General features: G+C 64.0%; 20 protein-coding genes and 1 pseudogene. 11 read left to right on the forward strand and 10 right to left on the reverse strand.

Translation table 11 applies throughout. The annotated features are described in order from the left end of the window. Positions 1-80: 80 nt before the first annotated feature. Positions 81-1,322, forward strand: a complete 1,242-nt coding sequence (locus CTR53_RS12370; protein ID WP_290813620.1) for an EAL domain-containing response regulator — start codon at positions 81-83, stop codon at positions 1,320-1,322. Between the two features lie 269 nt (positions 1,323-1,591). Here the strand turns inward: CTR53_RS12370 and CTR53_RS12375 are convergent, their stop codons facing one another. The 5 genes from CTR53_RS12375 to CTR53_RS12395 all read right to left on the reverse strand — a co-directional run bounded on the left by CTR53_RS12375 (position 1,592) and on the right by CTR53_RS12395 (position 5,840). Next, positions 1,592-2,932, reverse strand: coding sequence for a hemolysin family protein (locus CTR53_RS12375; RefSeq protein ID WP_290813622.1), 1,341 nt, complete (start codon positions 2,930-2,932; stop codon positions 1,592-1,594). 215 nt (positions 2,933-3,147) lie between these two features. Further along, complete coding sequence (locus CTR53_RS12380) at positions 3,148-3,477, reverse strand: hypothetical protein (protein ID WP_290813624.1); 330 nt, start codon at positions 3,475-3,477, stop codon at positions 3,148-3,150. 282 nt (positions 3,478-3,759) lie between these two features. After that, positions 3,760-3,981 (reverse strand): hypothetical protein, encoded by a 222-nt coding sequence (locus CTR53_RS12385; RefSeq protein WP_290813627.1) that lies wholly within the window; start codon positions 3,979-3,981, stop codon positions 3,760-3,762. Positions 3,982-4,119: 138 nt separating this feature from the next. Continuing rightward, a complete protein-coding gene (locus tag CTR53_RS12390; RefSeq protein WP_290813630.1) occupies positions 4,120-5,214 on the reverse strand; it encodes a metal-dependent hydrolase in 1,095 nt (364 codons plus the stop codon). 5 nt (positions 5,215-5,219) lie between these two features. Beyond that, a complete protein-coding gene (locus tag CTR53_RS12395; RefSeq protein ID WP_290813633.1) occupies positions 5,220-5,840 on the reverse strand; it encodes a DUF938 domain-containing protein in 621 nt (206 codons plus the stop codon). A 411-nt stretch (positions 5,841-6,251) separates the two neighbouring features. Between CTR53_RS12395 and CTR53_RS12400 the strand changes: the two genes are divergently transcribed. Next, positions 6,252-6,515 carry a hypothetical protein gene (locus tag CTR53_RS12400; RefSeq protein WP_290813636.1) on the forward strand — a complete coding sequence of 88 codons (264 nt, stop codon included), beginning with the start codon at positions 6,252-6,254 and terminating at the stop codon, positions 6,513-6,515. 25 nt (positions 6,516-6,540) lie between these two features. Here the strand turns inward: CTR53_RS12400 and CTR53_RS12405 are convergent, their stop codons facing one another. After that, positions 6,541-7,083 carry a response regulator gene (locus CTR53_RS12405; protein WP_290813639.1) on the reverse strand — a complete coding sequence of 181 codons (543 nt, stop codon included), beginning with the start codon at positions 7,081-7,083 and terminating at the stop codon, positions 6,541-6,543. Between the two features lie 54 nt (positions 7,084-7,137). Further along, complete coding sequence (locus tag CTR53_RS12410) at positions 7,138-7,485, reverse strand: helix-turn-helix transcriptional regulator (RefSeq protein WP_290813642.1); 348 nt, start codon at positions 7,483-7,485, stop codon at positions 7,138-7,140. 384 nt (positions 7,486-7,869) lie between these two features. Here CTR53_RS12410 and CTR53_RS12415 point away from each other — a divergent pair, with 384 nt between their 5' ends. From CTR53_RS12415 to CTR53_RS12440, 6 genes are all read left to right on the forward strand, one after another. After that, positions 7,870-8,733: an ABC transporter ATP-binding protein gene (locus tag CTR53_RS12415; protein WP_290813645.1), complete on the forward strand. Its 864-nt coding sequence runs from the start codon at positions 7,870-7,872 to the stop codon at positions 8,731-8,733. Next, positions 8,730-9,521, forward strand: a complete 792-nt coding sequence (locus tag CTR53_RS12420) for an ABC transporter permease (RefSeq protein ID WP_290813648.1) — start codon at positions 8,730-8,732, stop codon at positions 9,519-9,521. The genes CTR53_RS12415 and CTR53_RS12420 overlap by 4 nt, the downstream gene beginning before the upstream one ends. A 31-nt stretch (positions 9,522-9,552) precedes the next feature. Continuing rightward, complete coding sequence (locus CTR53_RS12425; protein WP_290813651.1) at positions 9,553-10,560, forward strand: ABC transporter substrate-binding protein; 1,008 nt, start codon at positions 9,553-9,555, stop codon at positions 10,558-10,560. 157 nt (positions 10,561-10,717) lie between these two features. Continuing rightward, positions 10,718-11,311 (forward strand): PAS domain-containing protein, encoded by a 594-nt coding sequence (locus CTR53_RS12430; RefSeq protein WP_290813657.1) that lies wholly within the window; start codon positions 10,718-10,720, stop codon positions 11,309-11,311. Between the two features lie 68 nt (positions 11,312-11,379). After that, positions 11,380-11,973, forward strand: a complete 594-nt coding sequence (locus CTR53_RS12435; RefSeq protein WP_290813659.1) for a PAS domain-containing protein — start codon at positions 11,380-11,382, stop codon at positions 11,971-11,973. Then, entirely contained in the window at positions 11,973-12,377 is a 405-nt protein-coding gene (locus CTR53_RS12440; RefSeq protein ID WP_290813661.1) for a hypothetical protein, read from the forward strand. Before CTR53_RS12435 ends, CTR53_RS12440 begins: the two co-directional genes overlap by 1 nt. On the opposite strand, the gene CTR53_RS12445 is transcribed toward CTR53_RS12440, so the two are convergent. After that, entirely contained in the window at positions 12,374-14,176 is a 1,803-nt protein-coding gene (locus CTR53_RS12445; protein WP_290813828.1) for an ABC-F family ATP-binding cassette domain-containing protein, read from the reverse strand. The genes CTR53_RS12440 and CTR53_RS12445 overlap by 4 nt on opposite strands. A 124-nt stretch (positions 14,177-14,300) precedes the next feature. Here CTR53_RS12445 and CTR53_RS12450 point away from each other — a divergent pair, with 124 nt between their 5' ends. Beyond that, entirely contained in the window at positions 14,301-14,909 is a 609-nt protein-coding gene (locus CTR53_RS12450; RefSeq protein ID WP_290813663.1) for a TetR/AcrR family transcriptional regulator, read from the forward strand. A gap of 28 nt (positions 14,910-14,937) precedes the next feature. After that, complete coding sequence (locus CTR53_RS12455) at positions 14,938-15,327, forward strand: MAPEG family protein (RefSeq protein WP_290813666.1); 390 nt, start codon at positions 14,938-14,940, stop codon at positions 15,325-15,327. Between the two features lie 101 nt (positions 15,328-15,428). Here the strand turns inward: CTR53_RS12455 and CTR53_RS12460 are convergent, their stop codons facing one another. Then, entirely contained in the window at positions 15,429-15,737 is a 309-nt protein-coding gene (locus CTR53_RS12460; RefSeq protein ID WP_290813669.1) for a hypothetical protein, read from the reverse strand. Between the two features lie 41 nt (positions 15,738-15,778). Between CTR53_RS12460 and CTR53_RS12465 the strand changes: the two genes are divergently transcribed. Then, positions 15,779-16,705, forward strand: a complete 927-nt coding sequence (locus tag CTR53_RS12465; protein WP_290813672.1) for a PLP-dependent cysteine synthase family protein — start codon at positions 15,779-15,781, stop codon at positions 16,703-16,705. Between the two features lie 200 nt (positions 16,706-16,905). On the opposite strand, the pseudogene gltB reads toward CTR53_RS12465, so the two are convergent. Continuing rightward, positions 16,906-21,293: pseudogene (gene gltB, locus CTR53_RS12470) on the reverse strand (glutamate synthase large subunit). Positions 21,294-21,346 lie beyond the last annotated feature (53 nt).

Below are 21,346 nucleotides of genomic sequence, written 5' to 3' on the forward strand. Positions count from 1 at the left end.
GATCCCAGGGGCGACCTAAGTCCAAGCGTTCAAACCCAGTTTTCCTTGACCCTGCCGCTACGGCAGCCGAGAGTAACGACGTGTCGGCCGTAGAAACCACTGCCACCGTCATCGACCCGGCCCGCCTGCGCGTGCTGGTGGTCGACGACATGAAACTGATGCGCGAGATGGCCTCGGCCATGCTGCGGGCGCAGGGCATCGGCACGGTGGAAACCTGCGACGACGGCGGCACGGCGCTGGCCGCACTCGACCGCCTTGCCGCCGCCTCGCTCTCCTGCGATCTGATGCTGCTCGATCTCAACATGCCCGGCATGGACGGGATCGAAGTGCTGCGCCATCTCGCCGACCGCGGCTATGACGGCCAGATCGCCCTGTTCAGCGCTGAATCGACGCGCGTGCTGCGCACTGCCGAGACGCTGGCGCGCGCGCATAACCTCAACATCCTCGGCTTCGTCGAAAAGCCGCTGACCGACACAGCCGTGTCCGACCTGCTGCGCAAGCTCAGCCAGGGCGGCGCGAAGGCGGCGATCAATGCCGCCGAACCCTTGAGTGAAGCCGAACTGCTCGACGGCATTCGCCTGGGCCAGATCGAGATCATGGTGCAGCCGAAAGTGTCGATGCAGACGCGTCAGCCGATCGGCGTCGAGGCCCTGGCACGCTGGCGTCATCCGCAGCGCGGCGTGGTCGGCGCCGGCCAGTTCATACCATTGGCCGAGAACGGCGCCGCCGCCGAGCCGCTGTTCGAGGCGATCCTGGGATTGGCTTTGCGCGCCGCCGGATTGTGGCGCGCCGAAGGCCTGTCGCTGCAGATGGCGGTGAATCTCTCGACGGCGAATCTCACGCGGCTGGATCTGCCGCAACGCATTTCGACGGCGGTGAGCGAACACGGGCTGAAGCCCGCCGATCTCGTACTGGAAGTGACCGAGAGCCGGCTGATCGAAGATCAGACCGCCGCACTGGAAGTGCTGACGCGGCTGAAGCTGAAAGGCTTCAATCTCGCGATCGACGATTTCGGTACCGGCTATTCCTCGCTCGAACAGCTGCAGCGTTTTCCGTTCGAGGAAATGAAGATCGACCGCCAGTTCGTCGGTATGGCCGTCACCGACCAGGCGGCGCGCGCCATCGTCAGTTCATCGGTGCGACTGGCACGCAAGCTCGGCATGACCACGGTGGCCGAGGGGATCGAGAACCAGGCCGACTGGGANNTTTTTCGCCCTCCGGCACCGCCCGGCGGGCTGCCCAAAAATGTGGCTGAGAAAGCGACTGCCTGTGTTCCGGGCGCAACAGTCGAAAACTATTCGCGCATGCACAATAGAATGTGAACGAACAATCTGTCGCAACGCCGGTCAATTTGAATCAGAAAATTACCTAAGCCATTGATAAGGCTGGTGCGACAATCTGGCCCAACTTTCCTCTTGCGCTGCACACGTCCTTTCTTTAGATTGTGCGTTGCAACAAGCCTCCGGGTTTGTTGCATGCCCTTCTCGGGCGTTTCCTCCCTAGACTTGGGCCGCATTTCGATGCGGCCCCTTTTTTTGCCCAGATGGCCCCGGTGAGGGCCACGGCATAGTTATCCACAATTTGGCGAAGATCAGGACTCCGGCGTGCCGTCGGTGACCGTCATCTGCCGGGCCAGCACCTTGTCGATGCGACGGCCGTCCATGTCGATCACCTCGAAGCGCCAGTCCTTCCAGTCGACATAGTCGCCGGTCTCGGGCAGGCGGCCGAACCGCGCCAGCATAAAGCCGGCCACCGTGTGATAGTCGTCTTCCTCCGGCGGCAGCGTCAGGCCGAGTCTGGCGGCAAGTTCCTCGCGCGCCAGCAGACCGTCGAGCAGCCAGGAGCCGTCTTCGCGCTGGAGCGCGCCGGGCACATCCTCGCCATCGGGCAGCGCAAAATTGCCGGCGATGGTTTCGAGGATATCGTTCGCCGTCACCACGCCTTCGAGGCTGCCGAATTCATCGACCACGAAAGCCATACCGGCCGGCGACTTCTGCAGCATCGACAATGCACCGAGAATATCGGCGCTTTCATGCAGGGCCGGCACCGGGCGCACGAAGCTGGCAATGCCGGCCTGCGCCAGACCGTCGCGGCCACTGTCGAGCAGCAGGTTGAGCACATCCTTCACGCTGACGCTGCCGAGCGGTTCGTCGATCGAACCGCGCGCGGCCGGCAGCAGCAGATGCGTGGTTTCGCGCAGGCGCAGCAGCTGTTCCTCATGCGGCAGCGACAGATCGAGCCAGTCGAGATCGTGGCGCGGCGTCATCACGCTGCGCACCGGGCGGTCGCCGAGTCTCAGCACCGCCGCAATCATCAGTCTTTCCGCGGGCTCTACGGTGCCGGCGCTTTCGGCTTCGGCGACGAGATGATGAATCTCTTCTTCCGTAACTGCGTCTGAATTTCCCGATCTCGCGCCGAGCAGCCGCAGCAGAGCCTGCGACGAGATATCGAGCAGCCAGACCAGCGGCGCGGCCACTTTCGCCAGCATATTCAGCACCGGCGCCATCGCACTGGCGATCGCTTCGGCATTTTTGAGCGCCAGCTGCTTGGGCACCAGTTCGCCGACAATCAGCGACAGATAGGTCACGCTGCCGACCACGATGGCAAACGAGATCGGATCGGCAATCGTGCGATCCAGCATGAAGGTCGCCATCATCCAGCCGGTCAGACGCTCGGCCAGCGTGGCGCCCGAATAGGCGCCGGCGAAAATGCCGACCAGCGTGATGCCGATCTGCACTGCGGAGAGGAAGCGGCCCGGCTCGGTGGCCAGCGTCAGCGCCAGCCGCGCGCCGCGCCAGCCGCGCGACTTCTTGCGCACGATGGCTTCGAGGCGTGCCTTGCGCGCCGACACCACCGCCAGCTCCGACATCGCCAGCACGCCGTTGATCAGGATCAGCACCACGATCAGCAGCAGTTCAACGGCGAGCGACATCGAATCCTCGCACCGAACGGGCACCGGAGGCGAAAGAGGCCGGCGATCTCAGGGGATTTTCGGGAGTGGCATCCGCAGGGTTGCGGTGGCCACCTGGGGGCAGGACGCCCGGGCTAGGTCGGTCTGGCATAGCGGCGGCACTATAAGGCAGGGGCCGGTCCCATGGCTAGGGCCGGCCCCGTTTACGCAACTATGCGTTTGAATTCACATATAAATTATGGGATGGCGTCGAGAGCTGCCGGCGCCGCCTTGCGCGGACGCATGCTGGCCTTGCGCTTGGGGGCCGGTGCCTTTTCCAAGCCCAGCAGTTCGGCGCGCCGCTTTTCGTTTTCGGCAGCGGCCTCAGCCTGGGCCGGCGTGGTCTCACCGGCTTCACGCGCCAGTCGCAACGCCCGCAGATGCTCCATTTTGGCCGCCGTCGCCTTGCGGCGGTCGGCTTCGGCCTTTTCGGCAGCTTCTGCCTCGCGTTCACGCTGCGCGGTTTTCTGGAACCGCTGTTCGGCGCGGGCGCGGGCGTCTTCGGATGTAATCGTGCGTGCGGTCATAATGTAGGACCTCCGGTCAAACTGCACCTGTGCGGGCATGAGAAGCCGGCAAACGGTGCTGGTAGGAGAAACGGCGCAAAACAGAAGCGGTATCCGCTTACAAAAGCGGAAAAAGCGCCGGAGAAGCTGTGCGGAATGGGCATTCCCAGTGGAATGCCGGATAAATCTGGCACAGTGCGGAGTGCTACAGCGCAGCTTCGCTGGCCGCGCACCCGACTTACGTCATGTACTTATATGGTGTGCGCGGACCGCAAATACAAGGCCCGCACGCCAGGTTCAGGACTACTCATTTGCCGCTTTTGCAGCGGCCTGACTTGCAGTTCGACTGGCGTCGCGCGCAAGGCGCAGGTCGCGCAGCTCGGCGACCCGCGCGGCCACTGCAGCGCGTTCGTCATCCGCTTCGCGTGCCGCGTCGACAGCCGCCTGCTGGCGCTGCTGGAGGGTTTCCTGGCGGAGTTCGGCGCGATGGCGGTCGAGTTCCGCCTGATGTCTGCGGGCTGTCATGGACTGGCTCCCCTTGCGTTACGGCCGGAGCCTGGATGCGATGCACCACTATAGTCGAAGTCAGCCTGAAAAGGGGGAAATTCTGCGTTCTGGTGCGGATTTGCCTGGAATGATCCGGCCCGAAAGTGGCGTCTGGGATCAGCGTCCCAACACGCCATCGCGCAGCTCCAGCAATCCGGCGCTGCTGAAGGCCGGCCGTTCCGCCAGCGGCTGCAACGGTGCGGCGATGCGGCCCTGGGCATCGGTGCGGAAGCGCAGGCCCCAGAAGCCGAGTACGCTGTCGCCCGGCATGCCATAGCGATAATCGCGCGCCTCGAAGATGAAGCCGCCGGACTCCTGCGGCAGCTGGCGCCAGTGCAGGCGGCCATCGGCAAACCAGCGGAACACGCGCGCTTCGTAGGTGGACTGGATCGCGCTGAGTTCAGGCGTCTGCCCAAGTCCGTTTTCGCTGCGCGGAATGCGCCGCCATTCGATCGGCGCGCTGCGGAACGGCGAGGCGAAACCGATCAGGATTTCGTTCGGCAGATCGGCCACGATGCGACGCCACCAGATCTGGAAGATCACCGGATAGGCATCGACGCGCGCCGCCGCGGCCGCCGTCGGTTCGATGCGGCGCAATTCCTCGCGCGCGCGATCTTCCATATGGCGGCCGACGCCCCAGGCCACGGTGGTATAGAGCCCGACATACAGCAGCACGAGCTGCGCCAGGCGTTGCGCGGTGTCGACATGGCGGCGCGCCAGCAGCGCAAACAGGAAGACCGCCAGCAGCGGCAGGGAATACAGCGGATCGATGATCGGCATCGCATGGACGGCGAACCGCGCCATGCTGAACGGTGCCAGCAGCTGCGTGCCATAGGATGTGAAAAGATCGAGCAGCGGATGTGTGACGGCAGACAGCATGCCGAGCCACATCCACGCGCTGCGCCGCCCGGCATCGTCGAGTGCGTCTTTTGCCAGAATGCGCGGACGCCGGGCCATGCGGCGTTCGACCGCCCAGATGCCGGCGCCGATGACGGCACCGGCCACCAGCGTGACCGGGAAGGAATGCGTGATGCTGCGGTGATGCAGCCAGACATTGATCAGCGACGGCTGCGTCACCAGATCGGCCAGCACATCAAGATCGGGCAGGGTGGCAATCGCGCCACCGGCGATCACCGCGCGGCGGCCGAGCTGAGTGCGAAAGCCGGCCGCGGCGATCGCGCCGCCGAACAGGATCTGGGTGATGCTGTCCATGCGTCTTATGTTTTCCGGAAGATGACGGTGAGATTGTTCGCCGGCATCTCGACGACGCAATCCAGCGCAAAGCCGGTGTGCTGCGCCAGCGGCACCACTTCGGTTTCGAGGCAGCGCACGCCCCAGAGCGGATTGCGCGCCTTGAGAAACTCGGCATCGAATTTCTCGTTCGACGGCGCGGTATGCTTGCCGTGGCGTTTGAACGGGCCGTAGAGAATCAGCGGTGCGCTTTGCGGCATGATGGCAGACGCGCCACCGAACAGTCCTTCGGCGGCAGCCCAGGGCGCGATATGGATCATGTTGCAGCAGAGCAGCGCGTCGCAGGCTTTCACCGGCCAGGACTGCTGCGTCACATCCAGCTGCAGGGCCGGGCGGATATTGTTTGACCCGCTATCGGCGGCATAGGCATCGATGGAGGGCAGGTTTTCTGCTTCGTAGTCGGTCGGCTGCCAGAGCAGCGGCTGCAGCTGCGGCGCCATGAAGGCGGCATGCTCGCCGCTGCCGCTGGCGATTTCGAGCAGCAGGCCCTGCTGCGGCACGATGTCCTTCAGCACGGCGAGGATGGCGTCGCGGTTGCGCAGGGTGGCCGGCATATGGCGGCGCGGATCGTCGGGCGTTGCAGTCATGGATCACAAACTAAGACTGGGGGGCGATAAAGGGAACTCTCACCCCATGTGTCATGGCCGGGTTCGTCCCGGCCATCCACGTCTTATGGGCGCCGCCTGAAAGAGAAAGGCGTGGATGCCCGGCACAAGGCCGGGCATGACAAAAAGAGACCAATGGACCAAGCCAGCGTTACCGCCATCACAGAAATGCCGGTAACCCCACAGGGCGGTTGACGTTCGCCCGCCGCTTCGCTTAAATCGCCGCCATGACCTTCGCGGCCAACTATTATTATTGGTTTATCTCCTCCCATACGGGCGGCGCGCAGGGTTTTGTCTGAACCATTGCAGCCGCCGAGGTCGGCGGCTTGCGGTTTGTGACTCGGGGTCTCCGACCTAGCGGCTTCAAAAAAGCCACTGAAACCGGAGACCACCATGACGACCCAATCTTCTTCCATCGCTGAACTGCCGCAGGTATCACTGCAGAAATCGCATCTGGCCGAAGGCATATCGCTGTCGGAACTGCTGGTGCTGGCCGGCCTGGCCAGCAGCCGCGACGCCGCCCGCACGCTGATCGCGCGCGGTGAAACGCTGATCGACGACCGGCTGGTCGACAATGCGATGGAACGCGTGCGGCTGGCCGAAGGCGCAATCCGGCTCACAGCCGGTGCAGGTCAGGTGATGCTCAGGGCGGTGTAATGCTGCGCGGGGTGACGCCGGACGGTCACGTCCAGGGCACATCGCTGCGTTTCGGGATCGGCACGGGATCGTCGTCAGCCGGGCGATCCGTGCTGCGGCGACCGGAGACGCCGGGCTCCTGGCGGTTGCGCCGGTCCGGGCCGAAATAGTCCCTGGCCGTGACGAAGGCTTTCGGCCGTTCCAGCACCGCCCTGACGGCCTCGATGACGGTTTCCGCCGTCGCAGGTTTCGAGACGAAGCGGTTGACGCCGAGATTCAGCACCTCGCGCACGGTTTCGGCCTTGCTGTCGCCAGTCAGCACGATGATCGGCATGTGGCGGTTGGTGAAATTCGGATTGAGCCGCACCGCGCGGATCAGGGTCTGACCGTTGATCTCGCCGAGATTGAGATCGCAGATCAGCAGATCGCGCAGCTTGCCTTTCAGCAGCGGCAGCGCCGCTTTCACGTCGGCGACGATCTGCAGATGCACGACGCCAGCGGCGCCGAGCACCTCTTTCAGGAAAATCCGGGTCGGTTCGTGGTCTTCCACGACCAGAATTTTCAGCCGGCTGAAATCAAGCTTGCTCATGTCGCCAGCCTAGCGGTGCCGCCGCGGCCGGCAAGATGGTTTTCCGGTAACCGCTTACGCCCTGCCGCCCTCCGGGGTGTCCACCAGCGCCTTGAGCCGGTCGAAGCTGTCCGACCAGAAGGCGGCATAATGTTCGAGCCATTCATTGGCCTGGCGCAGCGGCGCCGCCTCCAGCTTGCACGGCCGCCATTGCGCCGCGCGCCCGCGCGTGATCAGCCCGGCCCGTTCCAGCACTTTCAGATGTTTCGAGATCGCCGGCTGGCTCATCGAAAACGGTGCCGCCAGTTCGCCGACCGAGGCCTCGCCCCGGCTCAGGCGTGCCAGGATCGCGCGCCGCGTCGGGTCGGCCAGCGCGGCAAAGACGGTGCTGAGCGGATCCGCCCGGGTGACGGCAGCGGGCATGGCAGCCTCCTGTTCCCATCGGTTACATAACCTGAAGGTTAGCTATAGGCGGCAGCCGGAAATGGTCAAGCCGGCACTGGAAAACTGCTGGTTCTTTATTATATGTTCCTGTATTGTTCCAATATTGCCGGCATGAATACTCTTATATGCAGAGCGGCGAACCGGGACGAATTTCAGCGAAGGCTGACGAATGCCTGCGAACACCCACGAACGCGCACGAACACCAACGAAGCAAAACGAACGCAAACGAACCGAAACGAACATAAACGACGCGAAGCGACGCACTGATCCGTCTCCGGCGCTTTACCTCGCACCAGTGCAATCGTTAGGGTTGCGCTTCGCCGCGCGGCAAGACGCGGACAGTTTTTCTGGAGGAAACCGGCCTTGTCGCAAGGCGCAGCATTACCCGTACAGTCCCCGTCCGCATCGGCCGCGGCTGCCGCCAGGCCCGATGTCTGCCTGCGCGGCCTCGACATCACCTTCGCGCTCAAGACCGGCGAGCTGCATGCCGCCGTGAAGAATATCGATCTGGATATCGCGCCGGGCGAGTTCGTTACCATCGTCGGGCCCACCGGCTGCGGCAAGTCCACCCTGCTGAATGCCACCGCCGGGCTGCTGAAACCCTCGGCCGGCCATGTCGAAATCCAGGGCGCGGCGCTGAACGGCCTGAATGGCAAGGCCGGCTATCTGTTCCAGGCCGATGCGCTGATGCCGTGGAAGACGGCGATCGACAATGTCGCCGTGGCGCTGGAGCCGATGGGCGTGCCGAAAGCCGAGGCGCTGAAGCGCGCGCAGGACTGGCTGGCCCGCGTCGGCCTGAAAGGTTTCGCGCAGCGCTATCCGCATATGCTGTCGGGCGGCCAGCGCAAGCGCGTTGCACTGGCGCAGATGCTGATCCGCGATCCGCAGATCCTTCTGATGGACGAGCCCTTCGGCCCGCTGGATGCACAGACCCGGCAGATCATGGGCAATCTGCTGCTCGATCTCTGGGCCGCCAACAAGAAAGCCGTGATGTTCGTGACGCACGATCTGGAAGAGGCCATTGCGCTGTCGGATCGTGTGGTGGTGATGTCGGCCGGTCCCGCCGCCGGCATCGTCGGCGATTTCCGCGTCGAACTGCCGCGACCGCGCGACATCGCCGAAATCCGCACCGAGCCGGCGTTCCACGCGATCCACAAGGCGATCTGGGCGAGCCTGCGCGTCGAAGTGCAGAAGGCTTACAGCCAGGGTGAAGAGGCACAACAATGAACCGCGTCACCCTCATCGCGCTGCAGCTGCTGGTCGGCGTCGCCTTCCTGCTGGTCTGGCATCTGCTCACCACCGTGCCGGTGGTCGACGGCAAACCGCTGTTTGCGCCCTTCTTCTTCTCCACGCCGCTGGAGGTGCTGGCGCGCACCTGGAAGGATTTCGCCTCCGGCGAAATCTGGCGCCATCTCGGCATCACGCTGCTGGAAACCGTGCTGGCCTTTGCCATCGGCGCCGCCGGCGGCATCGTCGTCGGCTTCGCCTTTGCCCGCCGCGAACTGCTGGCTGCCGTGTTCGATCCTTACGTGAAGGCCGCGAACGCGCTGCCCCGCGTGGTGCTGGCGCCGATCTTCGCGCTGTGGTTCGGCCTCGGCATCTGGTCGAAGGTAGCGCTCGGTTTCACGCTGGTGTTCTTCATCGTCTTCTTCAACGTCTACCAAGGCGTGAAGGAAGTCAGCCCCACCGTGCTGGCCAATGCCCGCATGCTGGGCATGAACGAACGCCAGCTGCTGCGCCATGTCTACTGGCCGGCGGCGCTGACCTGGATGTTCTCCTCGCTGCACACGTCTGTGGGCTTCGCCCTGGTCGGTGCGGTGGTCGGTGAGTATCTCGGCTCGGCCGGCGGGCTGGGCTACAAGATCCACGAAGCCGAAAGCGTGTTCGACGTGACCGGAGTCTTCTCCGGCATGGTGATCCTGACCATTTTCGTGATCGTGCTGGATACCTTTGTCACGGCCATTGAAAACCGCCTGCTGGTCTGGCGGCCCGATACGGCGGCGAAGACCGCCTGACATCATTCATAATCCAAGGAGGAAACCACAGATGAAACTCAAACTCGCACTCGCAGCCATGACGGCACTCGGCCTGCTGGCCTCTGCCGCCCAGGCGGCTCCCGAGAAGGCCAAGCTGATGCTCGGCGTCGGCGGCAAGCCGCTGCTGTATTATCTGCCGCTCACGATTGCCGAGCAGAAGGGCTACTTCAAGGCCGAGGGCCTTGAGGTCGAGATCAACGATTTCGGCGGCGGCTCCAAGTCGCTGCAGGCGCTGATCGGCGGCAGCGTCGATGCCGTGACCGGTGCCTACGAACACACCATTCGCATGCAGGAGAAAGGCCAGCCGATCACCGCGGTGATCGAACTCGGCCGCTTCCCCGGCATCGTGCTGGCCGTGAAGAACGAGCATAAGGGCAAGGTCAAGACTGCGGCCGACCTGAAGGGCATGAAGATCGGCGTCACCGCGCCGGGTTCGTCGACCAACTTCTTCGTCAACTACCTGATCGCCAAGGCGGGCGGCAACTACAAGGACTCCGCCTTCATCGGTGTCGGCGCCGGCGCCGGCGCGGTTGCGGCGATGCAGAAGGGCGAGATCGACGCAATCTCGAATCTCGATCCGGTCATCTCGAAGCTGGAAATGGACAAGAATGTCTTCATCCTGGCCGACAGCCGCACCGAAGCGGGTACCAAGGCGATCTTCGGCGGCTCCAATCCGGCGGCCGTGCTGTATCTGAAGGATGAGTTCATCCAGAAGAATCCGCAGACCACGCAGGCGCTGGTCAATGCCTTCCACAAGGCGCTGGTCTGGCTCTCGACCGCCAAGCCGGCCGACGTCGCCGCCACGGTGCCGGAAGCCTACTATCTGGGCGACAAGGGGCTGTACATGACCGCGGTGAAGGCCTCGATGGAGACCTATTCGCGCACCGGCATCATCAGCCCGGATGGCATGAAGAGCGCCTACAACATGCTGGCGCAGTTCGACGAGGGTCTCGCCAAGGCCAAGATCGACCTGAACAAGACCTTCAACGACAAGTTCGTCAAGGCCGTGAAGAAATAATCGGTCCTGCGACTGCTGGTACTGCGGCCGGGCGGGAAACCGCCCGGCCGTTTGCTTTCGGGCCCGGCTTTCCACCCTGTCAATTTTTTTGACTCGGCAATGCCGGCCTGCAGGTATAACGTCCGCAGAAGTCTGTTGGGTCTGAACGAGGTGGCGCATGGACGAGTTTTCCGGCGCGGATTTTCTCACGCGTTTGCCGGGGCCGCTCTCTGCAGCGGGCCGGCAGTTGTTCGCCACCTGGCACGGCTGGCGGCGCGGTCGGCGGCTGCCCGAACGCCGCGACCTCGATGTCGCAGCACTCGGCGATTTCCATATCGTGATGGAGCTGCGCCACCGCGACGATATCCGCATCACCTCGATCGGCGCCGGCGTCGGCCGCTATCTTGGCTTCGACCTCACCGGGCTGAACTATCTCGACATCACGAACCCGGAGAACCGCGCGCTGCGCGCCCGCCTCTTCATCGAACAGGTGCTGCAGCCCTGCGGCAGCATCGTCTACTACCCGCTGCGCTACGCAGACGGCGGCGTGCTGCCGGTCGAATGCGCCGGCGCACCCTTCTGCGACGACGACGGCAGCGGCATGGTCAGCCTGATGGCGGGCTGCTGCACACCGCTGGTCCCGCCGCGACCCGACGATGTGATCGACCCGGATTCCTGGCTGGTCGGCGAAGGCATGCGCTTCATCGATCTCGGCTTCGGTATCCCGCCGGCCGATCCCTCCACGCCGCGCCACATGCTGCCGGCGTTTTAGCGCGGCGCGGGATTCCGCAAGAATTCCCGGACTGGCTTTCGCATCCTCGTGGTGCTTAAATCCGTCACATGGGGTCGGGTGATTTTCTGCATACATTGCCATCGCCGCTGTCGCAGCAGGCACGGCAGTTCTTCGCCATCTGGCAGGGCTGGCGCGGTGCGCGCCGCCTGCCGCAGCGCAGCGATTTGTCCAAGGGCGATCTCGGCGCGCTGGCCGACAGCTGCCTTTTACTCAACATCCGCTCCGCCGATGACATCCGGATGGAAAATGTCGGCCGCACCATCGTTGAGAAGATCGGCTTCGACCTCACCGGCCTGAACTATCTCGACCTGACCTCGAAAGAGAACCGCAGCTGGCGCGCCACGCTCACGATTGCGCAGGCGGCGCAGCCCTGCGGCGTGCTGATCTACTACTGGCTGCGCTTCCCTGACGGCGCGGTGCTGCCGGTCGAATTCACCGGCGCACCGCTCTATGAAGACGGTGCGGCGCAGTCGAACCTGATCCTGTGCTGCGCGACCGGGCTCGCCGACACCATGGGCCGCAGCCAGCCGCTCGATCCGGACTCCTACGTGGAGGGCGACGGCATGCGCTTCATCGATATCGGCTATGGCATTCCGCCGCTGGTGCCGGCCGAACGCCAGGAGGCGCGGCCGGTTCAGTAATGGATGCAGAACCAGAGGCGCCACCCGGCGTCGGTCCACATAGTTTACGCGAACTGGACCTGATGCTGGCCGGCACGAAGCCGGCGGCGATGTTCGGCGAAGCCGTCCAGTTCCGCGACATCATCCCCGAAGACGATTTCGCCCCGCATGTGGCGGCCGGCCGCATCGTCAGGCGCGAATATTACTGGGACGACAAGGAATCAGGCCATTCCTTCGTCGAGATCTATTACGCGCTGCCCGGCGAGGAATGGCGCATCGACGCGCTGCATGAACTGAATCTCGTCGTGCAGGAAAAGCGCCGGTGTTGGACGGCAGCGGATGAGCGCGAAACCGGCCGGCTGCTGGGATACACAGACGCAGAAGTCGAGGCTTTCCTGGAATGGACCGGCCGCCCGGGCGGTTAGCCTTCCAGCTCTTCGCGCAGCATTTCCAGTTCGAGCCACTGGTCTTCGGCGGCGCTTAAGTCCGCACCGGCTTTCTCCAGGCCCTTACTGGCGGCTTCGAATTTGGCCGGGTCGCGGCTGAACAGCTGCGGGTCGTTCATCGCGGCCTGGTGCTTCGCGATCTGGTCCTGCAGATCGGCAATGCGCTTGGGCAAAGTCTCCAGCGCGTGCTTTTCCTTGAAGCTGAGTTTGCGCTTGGCAGCCGCGCGCGGCGCAGCTTCAGATTTCTCCGCAACAGGCTTCTCGGCTTTCGCCGCCGCGCGCGCCTGCACGCCGGAACCGCGCTGAGACACCATGTCGCTGTAACCGCCGGCATAAACATTCCAGCGGCCGTCGCCCTCGGACGCCAGCACAGACGTGCAGACGCGGTCGAGGAAGTCGCGATCATGGCTCACGAGTAAAACCGTGCCGGGATAGTCGGCCAGCATTTCCTGCAGCAGGTCGAGCGTTTCCAGATCCAGATCGTTGGTCGGTTCGTCGAGCACCAGCACGTTGGATGGCTTGGCCAGCGCACGCGCCAGCATCAGCCGGCCGCGTTCGCCGCCCGACAACACGCGCAGCGGCGTGCGCGCCTGTTCCGGCGCGAACAGGAAATCCTTCATGTAGCTCATGACATGGCGTGGCTGGCCGTTCAGCGTCACCTTGTCGCTGCCACCCGACAGCGCATATTGCAGCGTCATCTCAGGATCGAGCGTTTCGCGCCGCTGGTCGAGTGTCACCAGCGCGATGTTTTCGCCGAGCCGGATGCTGCCGGAATCCGGCTGCAGCTGCCCGGTGAGAATATTCAGCAGCGTGGTCTTGCCGGCGCCGTTGGCGCCGACGATGCCAAAACGGTCGCCGCGCAGCACCTTCACGCTGACCTCGCGCAGGACCGTCAGATCGCCAAAAGATTTCGACACCGCCTTGGTCTCGGCGATCAGCTTGGACGAAGTCTCGGCTTCGGAGACGACGAGATTGACATTGCCGGCCACCTTGCGCTGTTCACTGCGACCGGTCTTGAGCTGCTGCAGCGCGCGCATGCGGCCCATGTTGCGCTTGCGCCGGCCCGACACGCCATGCCGCACCCAGTCGAGTTCAGCGACGATCTTGCGATCCAGCTTGTGGCGCTCGGTTTCCTCCTGTTCGAGGAAGGCATCGCGCCAGTCCTCGAAAGCCGCAAAACCTTGCTCCAGGCGCCGCGTGGCGCTGCGGTCGAGCCAGATGGTGGCGCGCGTCAGGTTGCTCAGGAACCGGCGATCATGGCTGATCAGCACCAGCGCAGACCGCAACCGCTGCAACTCGCTTTCGAGCCATTCGATCGCCGGCAGATCGAGATGGTTGGTCGGCTCATCCAGCAGCAGAATGTCGGGCTCGGGCGCCAGCACACGGGCGAGTGCCGCACGGCGTGCCTCGCCACCCGATAGCCGCGCAGGATGTTCCGTGCCATCGAGACCGAGCGCATTGAGCAGTGTGATGGCGCGATGCGGATCGTCGCCGGGCGCCAGGCCGGCCAGCACATAGGACAGCGTGTCGTCGAAGCCGCCGAGATCCGGTTCCTGCGGCAGGTAGCGCATGGTGACGCCCGACTGCACGATGCGTTCGCCGCGATCCGACTGTACTGTTCCGGCAGCAATTTTGAGCAGCGTCGACTTGCCCGAACCGTTGCGGCCGACCAGGCAGAGCCGGTCGCCCGGCATGACGCTGAGCGCCGCGCCTTCCAGCAGCGGCGTGCCGCCGAAGCTGAGGTGGATGTCGCTGAGCGTGAGAAGCGGGGGAGCCATGATGCGCAGGGTGTAGCAACCGCAGGCCGGCAGGGGAAGACCGCAAGCCACGGAATTTCCGTGCGGATTACCGGCATTTACCTGATTATTGACTGATCGTTCCAGAATAAGCTATATCTGCGCCATGGCGAGACCCAAGGCTTTCGATATCGATGCGGCACTGGTGCGGGCGATGGAGCTGTTCTGGGAACAGGGCTATGCCGCCACCTCGATGGAGCAGCTGGTCAAAACCATGGGGATCAGCCGCCAGAGCCTGTACGACACGTTTGGCGACAAGCACCGCCTGTTCCTCGCCGCGATGGACAGCTACTGCGCCATGCTGGATGCGGCGATGCTGTCGCCCCTGCGCGCACCCGATGCCGGACTGCAGGCACTGCACGACACCGGCCTGGCGATCATCGATTTCCTGGTGCAATACCCGAAGCGGCGCGCCTGCCTGATGGCCAACACGACACTGGAACTCGCGCCACATGACGCCGCAGTAGCGGCGAAGGTGCGCGCGCATATGCAGACGATGGAAGACGCCTTCCGCCATGCCCTGGGCAATGCGCAGACGCGCGGCGAGATCGCGGCCGGCGGCGACCTGACCGCGCTGGCGAAGTATCTCGTCGCGGCAACCCATGGCCTGATGGTGATGGCGAAAAGCGGCGCCGATCGCGCGGCGCTGACCAGCATCCTGAGCACGGCCGTCGCACCGCTGATGCCCGCCCCCGGTTTCCGTCCCGCAGCTTAAAGATCACAACAACAGAGGAGAAACTCCCATGACCACCGATATGACCATGCTGATCGCCAGTGCGGTGCTGACCGTGCTGCTGGCGCTGCCCTATTCCACCGGCCATATGCTGACGCGCGGCCTGTATGTGATGGCCGGCAACCGCGAGGATTTCCCGCCCGCCACCGGCTGGATTGGCCGCGCCCATCGCGCCCATCTCAACATGGTGGAGAATATGGTGCCCTTCGCCGCCCTGGTGCTGGGCGCGGCTGTGGCCGGCAAGGCCGATGGCTGGACTGCGCTGGGCGCGCAGGTCTTCTTCTACAGCCGCGTGGTGCATGCCGTGATGTATATCGCCGGCGTGCCGTGGCTGCGCACCTTTGCCTGGCTCGGCGGCGTCGCCGGCATGGCGATGGTGCTGTACGGGATCGTGGCGTGAGGCAATGATCACTTGTCATGCCCGGGCTTGACCCGGGCATCCCATTTCAACTCACGTCAAGTAAATGGGATCCTCGGGTCAAGCCCGAGGATGACAAAGATTCAGCCCAGCTTCGCCCGGCAGGTCTTGTCGACAAAAATCGTCGCGTCCTTCGCCGGCACCGACAGGCGGCAGCGCATCTGGCGCGTCCGGCCGTCGAAGATTTCCACGGTGATGCCGTCCGGCTTGCGCGGCACATGACAGTCGCGTTCGCCCGGCATGAGATTGGGCTTCACGTAAACCGGCATCGGCGGACCGCCGGCCTGCACGACCAATGGCGTGGTGCCGTCATTCTGCACGCAGAAGGCACTGGCCGAACCGGCGTAGAAACCAGCGGCGAGGACAAGGGCAATGGCGGCGGCTTTCAGCATCCGGCCAGTCTGGCACGGAGTCCTGAAAAGGGGGTTAAAGCATGAGCATTCTCGACCACATCGGCGGCACGCGGCTGCTGGCGCTGACGTCAATGGCTCCGCGGAATTCCGCCACTGTCCTGCTCAAGCTGGAAACCGAGAATCCCACGGGGAGCATGAAGGACCGCATGGCGCTGGCCATGGTGACGGCCGCTGAGAAAGACGGCCGGCTCAAGCCGGGCGGCGCCGTGGTGGAATATACCGGCGGCAGCACCGGCGTCTCGCTCAGCCTGGTCTGTGCGGCAAAGCACATCCCGCTCGAGATCGTGACATCTGACGCCTTCTCGAAAGAAAAGCGCAACCATATGACGGCACTCGGCGCAAATCTGACGCTGGTGCCGAGCACGACCGGCGGCACCACGAAGGAGCTGACCCTGGAGATGATCGAGACGGCGCGACGGATCGCGGCGGCAAAACCCGGCAGCTTCTGGACCGACCAGTTCAACAACACCGACGTGCTGCCCGGCTATGCGAAAATGGCCGATGAAATCTGGGCGCAGACCGGCGGGAAAGTTGATGCCTTCGTCCAGAGCGTCGGCACATCCGGTTCCTTCCGCGGTCTTGCCACGCGCCTTCGTCAATTGAATCCGGCCTTGCACGCCGTTGCAGTCGAGCCGGCGGAATCCGCCGTACTGTCGGGCGGCCCGAGCGGCAGTCACAAGATTGAAGGCACCGGACCGGGCTTCGTGCCGCCGCAATGGAGGCCGGACCTCGCCAGCGAAATCGCGCAGGTGTCGAGCATGGATGCGATGGCGATGGCGCGCAGACTGGCACGCGAGGAAGGCATTTTCGCCGGCACGTCCACCGGTGCGAATGTGCTGGCGGCGTTGCACGTGGCCGAACGGCTCGGGCCGGGCAAAACGGTCGTCACTATCGCCTGCGATACCGGCATGAAATACCTCAGCACGGCGCTGTATTCCCGGACCTGACACCCCCACCCGTGTCATGGCCGGGCTTGTCCCGGCCATCCACGTCTTTGCCGTCACCAAGAAAGTAAGACGTGGATGCCCGGCACGAGGCCGGGCATGACAATTAGGGAAAGCCGGATTCAGGCAAAAACGCCGCCGAGATTGCTCTCGACGGCGTTTCCGCTTCCCTGGACCGGCGGCGAATGCCGGCTCAGAAATTTTTACGCGCGCTTGGCATCACTGGCAGCGGCAACCTTGTCGCTGAGCGGATGATCCAGACGTGCGATCATTTCCTTCGGGCAGATCTGCCAGAATTTCGCCTTCACCTGGTCCCAGTCGGCGAACAGGTTGTTGGCATAGAGCGACTGCGTTTCGCGGATATGCTCCTCGATCAGGCCGCGCAGCACGCCTTCCCAGTAGGACGACGCCAGCCGCTGGTACACCACGCTTTCGTCATTGATCGCGATCGGCAGCACATCGTCCACGTCGTAGACGAAGGCCATGCCGCCGGTCATGCCGGCACCGAAATTGTCGCCGACCTTGCCCAGAATGGCGATGCGGCCGCCGGTCATGTATTCGCAGCCGTTCGAGCCGCAGCCCTCGACCACCGCNNNATGATGGTGTTCTCATTCGTCACCGGCATCAGCGGCGAGGCCGGCGACGGCCGCACCACGATCATGCCACCCGACAGCCCCTTGCCGACATAATCGTTGGCATCGCCGAAGACTTCCAGCTTGAGCCCCTGCACGGCGAAGGCGCCAAGCGACTGACCAGCCGAACCGGTGAGCCGCGCGGTGATATGGCCCGGCTTCAGCCCCTTCATGCCGAACTTGCGCACCAGATGCGAGCTGAGCCGCGTGCCGATGGCGCGATGCGTGTTCCGGATATTGTAGGCCAGCTGCATCTTCTCGCCATGCGTGAAGACCGGGGCGGCATCCTCCAGCATCTGGGCATCGAGCGTATCGGGTACCTCGTTGCGGCCATCCAGCGTGCAGTAGCGCGCATGTTCGCCCGCATCGGCCTGCGCCAGGATCGGGTTGAGATCGAGATCGTCGAGATGCGCGCCGCCGCGGCTGACCTGCGTGAGCAGATCGGTACGGCCGATGATCTCGTCGAGCGACTTCACGCCGAGCTCAGACAGGATTTCACGTACCTCTTCGGCGATGAAGCTGAACAGGTTGATGACCTTCTCCGGGCTGCCATTGAATTTCTGCCGCAGCGCGTCGTTCTGCGTGCAGATGCCGACTGGGCAGGTATTCGAATGGCACTGGCGCACCATGATGCAGCCCATCGCCACCAGCGCCGCCGTGCCGACACCGTATTCCTCGGCACCCAGCATGGCGGCGATGACGATGTCGCGGCCCGACTTCAGGCCGCCGTCGGTGCGCAGCTTCACGCGATGCCGCAGCTTGTTCAGCGTCAGCACCTGGTTGGCTTCCGACAGGCCCATTTCCCACGGCGTGCCGGCATATTTCACGCTGGTCTGCGGCGAGGCGCCGGTGCCACCGACATGGCCCGAGATCAGGATGACGTCGGCCTTGGCTTTGGCGACGCCGGCGGCAATCGTGCCGATGCCGGCTTCCGACACCAGCTTGACGGCAACCTGCGCTTCCGGGTTGATCTGCTTCAAATCGTAGATCAGCTGCGCCAGATCCTCGATCGAATAAATATCGTGATGCGGTGGCGGCGAGATCAGCATCACGCCGGGCGTCGCCAGACGACGCTTGGCGATCAGCTCGGTGACCTTGAAGCCGGGCAGCTGACCGCCCTCGCCGGGCTTGGCGCCCTGGGCGACCTTGATTTCCAGTTCGCGGCAGTTGTTGAGGTATTCCGCCGTGACGCCGAAGCGACCCGAGGCAACCTGCTTGATGGCCGAATTGGCATTGTCGCCATTCGGACGCGGCTTGAAATTCTCGGGCCCTTCGCCGCCTTCGCCGGAATCCGACTTGGCGCCGATGCGGTTCATCGCAATGGTCAGCGTCTCATGCGCCTCGGGGCCGAGCGCGCCGAGCGACATGCCGGGCGTGATGAAGCGCTTGCGGATTTCGGTCACGGACTCGACCTGTTCGATCGGGATCGGCGCCGAAGCTGGCTTGATCTCCAGCAGATCGCGCACCGAGATCGGCGGCAGTTCGCGCAGACCGGCCGTGTATTTCTTGAACAGCGCGTAATTCTCGCTGCCCACTGCCGTCTGCATCATATGGATCAGGTTGGCTTCCCAGGCATGCGCCTCGCCGCCACGACGGTAGCGGTAGATGCCGCCAACCGGCAGCGCGGTCACGTCAGACCGGAAGGCCTTCTCATGCAGGGCGAGAACCTTCTTCTGGATACCGATCAGACCGATGCCGGAGATGCGCGACGGCATACCGGGGAAGAGATCGGCCACCAGCGACCGGGACAGCCCGAGCGCCTCGAAGTTATAACCGCCGCGATAGCTGCTGATCACCGAAATGCCCATCTTGGACATGATCTTCAGCAGGCCGCCATCCACCGCGTCCTTGAAGCGGGTGACGGCCTCTTCGGCGCTCAGCTTGCCGAGCAGGCCGCGAGTGACGCGGTCGACCAGGCAGGCTTCGGCCAGATAGGCATTCACCGAGGTGGCGCCGACGCCGATCAGCACGGCGAAGTAATGCACATCGAGGCATTCGCCCGAGCGCACGGTGAGAGAGGTGAAAGTACGCAGGCCCTGGCGCACCAGGTGGCTGTGCACGGCACCCGTCGCCAGGATCATCGGGATCGCGGCGCGGGCCGGATTCATGCCCTCGTCGGTCAGCACGATATGGGCAGCACCGCCGCGCACGGCGTTTTCCGCTTCGCCGCGGATTCGCTTCAGCGCATCGCGCAGGACACCCTCGCCGCCATCGATGGCGAAGGTGCAGTCGATCTTCGCCGTCATCTTCTCGGCGTATTTCAGCACTTTCGAATAATCGGCATTCGACAGGCAGGGCGATTCGAGCAGGAGAATCGCGACCTGCTTGGCATCTTCATCCAGCACGTTGGTCAGGTTGCCCATGCGGGTGCGCAGACTCATCACCCGCTTCTCGCGCAGGCTGTCGATCGGCGGATTGGTGACCTGGCTGAACTGCTGGCGGAAGAAATGATGCAACCCGCGATACTGCTCGGAGAGCACCGCAATCGGCGTGTCGTCGCCCATCGAGCCGATGGCCTCCTTGGCGTCTTCCGCCATCGGATGCAGGATCAGCTCCATGTCTTCCAGGGTCAGGCCGAAAGCCAGCTGCGAGCGGCGCAGCTCATCCTTGCTGAAGGGCCTGGACGCACCCGGCGCATCCTTGATCTTCTCCAGCGTGACGATGTTCTTGACCCACTCACCATAAGGGTGATCGGACGCCAGCTTGTCCTTGATCTCGCGATCGAGGAATAGTTTGCCCTTCTTCAGGTCGATGGCGATCATGTCGCCCGGACCGACGCGGCCCTTGCGGACGATATTCTGCTCCGGCACCGGCACCATGCCGGTTTCCGAGCCGACGATGAGAAGATTGTCGGTGGTCACCGTATAGCGGATCGGACGCAGGCCGTTGCGGTCGAGGCCCGCCACCGCCCAGCGGCCGTCGGTGGCGCAGATCGCCGCCGGACCGTCCCACGGTTCCATGATCGAGTTGCAGTAGGCGTAGAGGTCGCGATGCGACTGCGGCATCAGCGGCTTGTTCGACGCGCTTTCAGGAATCAGGATGGTCTTCACCATCGGCGCGGTACGACCGGCGCGCACCAGCACCTCGAACACGCTGTCGAGCGCAGCCGAATCCGACGAGCCCGACTGCACGATCGGCTTGATGTCGTCCGAGAAATCGCCGAAGGCCTCGGAGGCCATCTTGATCTCGTGGCTCTTCATCCAGTTGACGTTGCCGCGCAGCGTGTTGATCTCGCCGTTATGGGCGAGCATGCGGAAGGGCTGCGCCAGACGCCAGGTCGGGAAAGTGTTGGTCGAATAGCGCTGGTGATAGATGGCAAAGGTCGAGACGAAACGCTCGTCCTGCAGATCGGGATAGAAGAAGTCGATCTGCTCGGCGAGGAACATGCCCTTGTAGATCACGCTGCGGCAGCTCAGCGAGCAGATATAGAAGTCGCTGATATGCGCGGCCAGCACCAGATTCTCGATACGGCGGCGGATCAGGAAGAGATCGCGCTCGAACGCGCCGTCATCCTTGCCATGGCGGTTCTCGATCAGCACCTGTTCGATTTCAGGGCGCGTCGCATTGGCCTTCTCGCCAATGATGCTGGCATCGACCGGCACCTGGCGCCAGCCATAGATGCCATAGCCGAAATCGAGGATCGCGGTCTCGACGATGGTGCGGCAGGTTTCCTGCGCCGACAGGTCGGTCTTGGGCAGGAAGACCATGCCCAGGCCGAGCTTGCCTTCGCCCGGCTCGAAGCCCGAGCGGCGCACATGCTCGCGGAAGAAATCCTGCGGAATCTGCACGTGAATGCCGGCGCCGTCGCCGGTCTTGCCATCGGCATCCACCGCGCCGCGATGCCACAAAGCCTTCAGCGCCGTAATACCGGCGGCGACGACGCTGCGGCGCGGCTGACCATCCAGCGAGGCGATCAGACCGACGCCGCAGGCATCGCGCTCATCCTCGCGGCTGTACATGCCGGTGTCCGACAGACGCTTGGTTTCGTCCTGCCACTGCTCGACGTAAGTGT

Origin of the sequence: Ferrovibrio sp., from assembly GCF_002796975.1 — a bacterium.
Classification (GTDB): domain Bacteria; phylum Pseudomonadota; class Alphaproteobacteria; order Ferrovibrionales; family Ferrovibrionaceae; genus Ferrovibrio.

Coding starts and splice junctions, on each gene's coding strand:
- CTR53_RS12375 (WP_290813622.1), bottom strand. CDS start 2,932: ATGTCGCTCGCCGTTGAACTGCTGCTGATCGTGGTGCTGATCCTGATC.
- CTR53_RS12380 (WP_290813624.1), bottom strand. CDS start 3,477: ATGACCGCACGCACGATTACATCCGAAGACGCCCGCGCCCGCGCCGAA.
- CTR53_RS12385 (WP_290813627.1), bottom strand. CDS start 3,981: ATGACAGCCCGCAGACATCAGGCGGAACTCGACCGCCATCGCGCCGAA.
- CTR53_RS12390 (WP_290813630.1), bottom strand. CDS start 5,214: ATGGACAGCATCACCCAGATCCTGTTCGGCGGCGCGATCGCCGCGGCC.
- CTR53_RS12395 (WP_290813633.1), bottom strand. CDS start 5,840: ATGACTGCAACGCCCGACGATCCGCGCCGCCATATGCCGGCCACCCTG.
- CTR53_RS12400 (WP_290813636.1), top strand. CDS start 6,252: ATGACGACCCAATCTTCTTCCATCGCTGAACTGCCGCAGGTATCACTG.
- CTR53_RS12405 (WP_290813639.1), bottom strand. CDS start 7,083: ATGAGCAAGCTTGATTTCAGCCGGCTGAAAATTCTGGTCGTGGAAGAC.
- CTR53_RS12410 (WP_290813642.1), bottom strand. CDS start 7,485: ATGCCCGCTGCCGTCACCCGGGCGGATCCGCTCAGCACCGTCTTTGCC.
- CTR53_RS12420 (WP_290813648.1), top strand. CDS start 8,730: ATGAACCGCGTCACCCTCATCGCGCTGCAGCTGCTGGTCGGCGTCGCC.
- CTR53_RS12425 (WP_290813651.1), top strand. CDS start 9,553: ATGAAACTCAAACTCGCACTCGCAGCCATGACGGCACTCGGCCTGCTG.
- CTR53_RS12430 (WP_290813657.1), top strand. CDS start 10,718: ATGGACGAGTTTTCCGGCGCGGATTTTCTCACGCGTTTGCCGGGGCCG.
- CTR53_RS12435 (WP_290813659.1), top strand. CDS start 11,380: ATGGGGTCGGGTGATTTTCTGCATACATTGCCATCGCCGCTGTCGCAG.
- CTR53_RS12440 (WP_290813661.1), top strand. CDS start 11,973: ATGGATGCAGAACCAGAGGCGCCACCCGGCGTCGGTCCACATAGTTTA.
- CTR53_RS12445 (WP_290813828.1), bottom strand. CDS start 14,176: ATGGCTCCCCCGCTTCTCACGCTCAGCGACATCCACCTCAGCTTCGGC.
- CTR53_RS12450 (WP_290813663.1), top strand. CDS start 14,301: ATGGCGAGACCCAAGGCTTTCGATATCGATGCGGCACTGGTGCGGGCG.
- CTR53_RS12455 (WP_290813666.1), top strand. CDS start 14,938: ATGACCACCGATATGACCATGCTGATCGCCAGTGCGGTGCTGACCGTG.
- CTR53_RS12460 (WP_290813669.1), bottom strand. CDS start 15,737: ATGCTGAAAGCCGCCGCCATTGCCCTTGTCCTCGCCGCTGGTTTCTAC.
- CTR53_RS12465 (WP_290813672.1), top strand. CDS start 15,779: ATGAGCATTCTCGACCACATCGGCGGCACGCGGCTGCTGGCGCTGACG.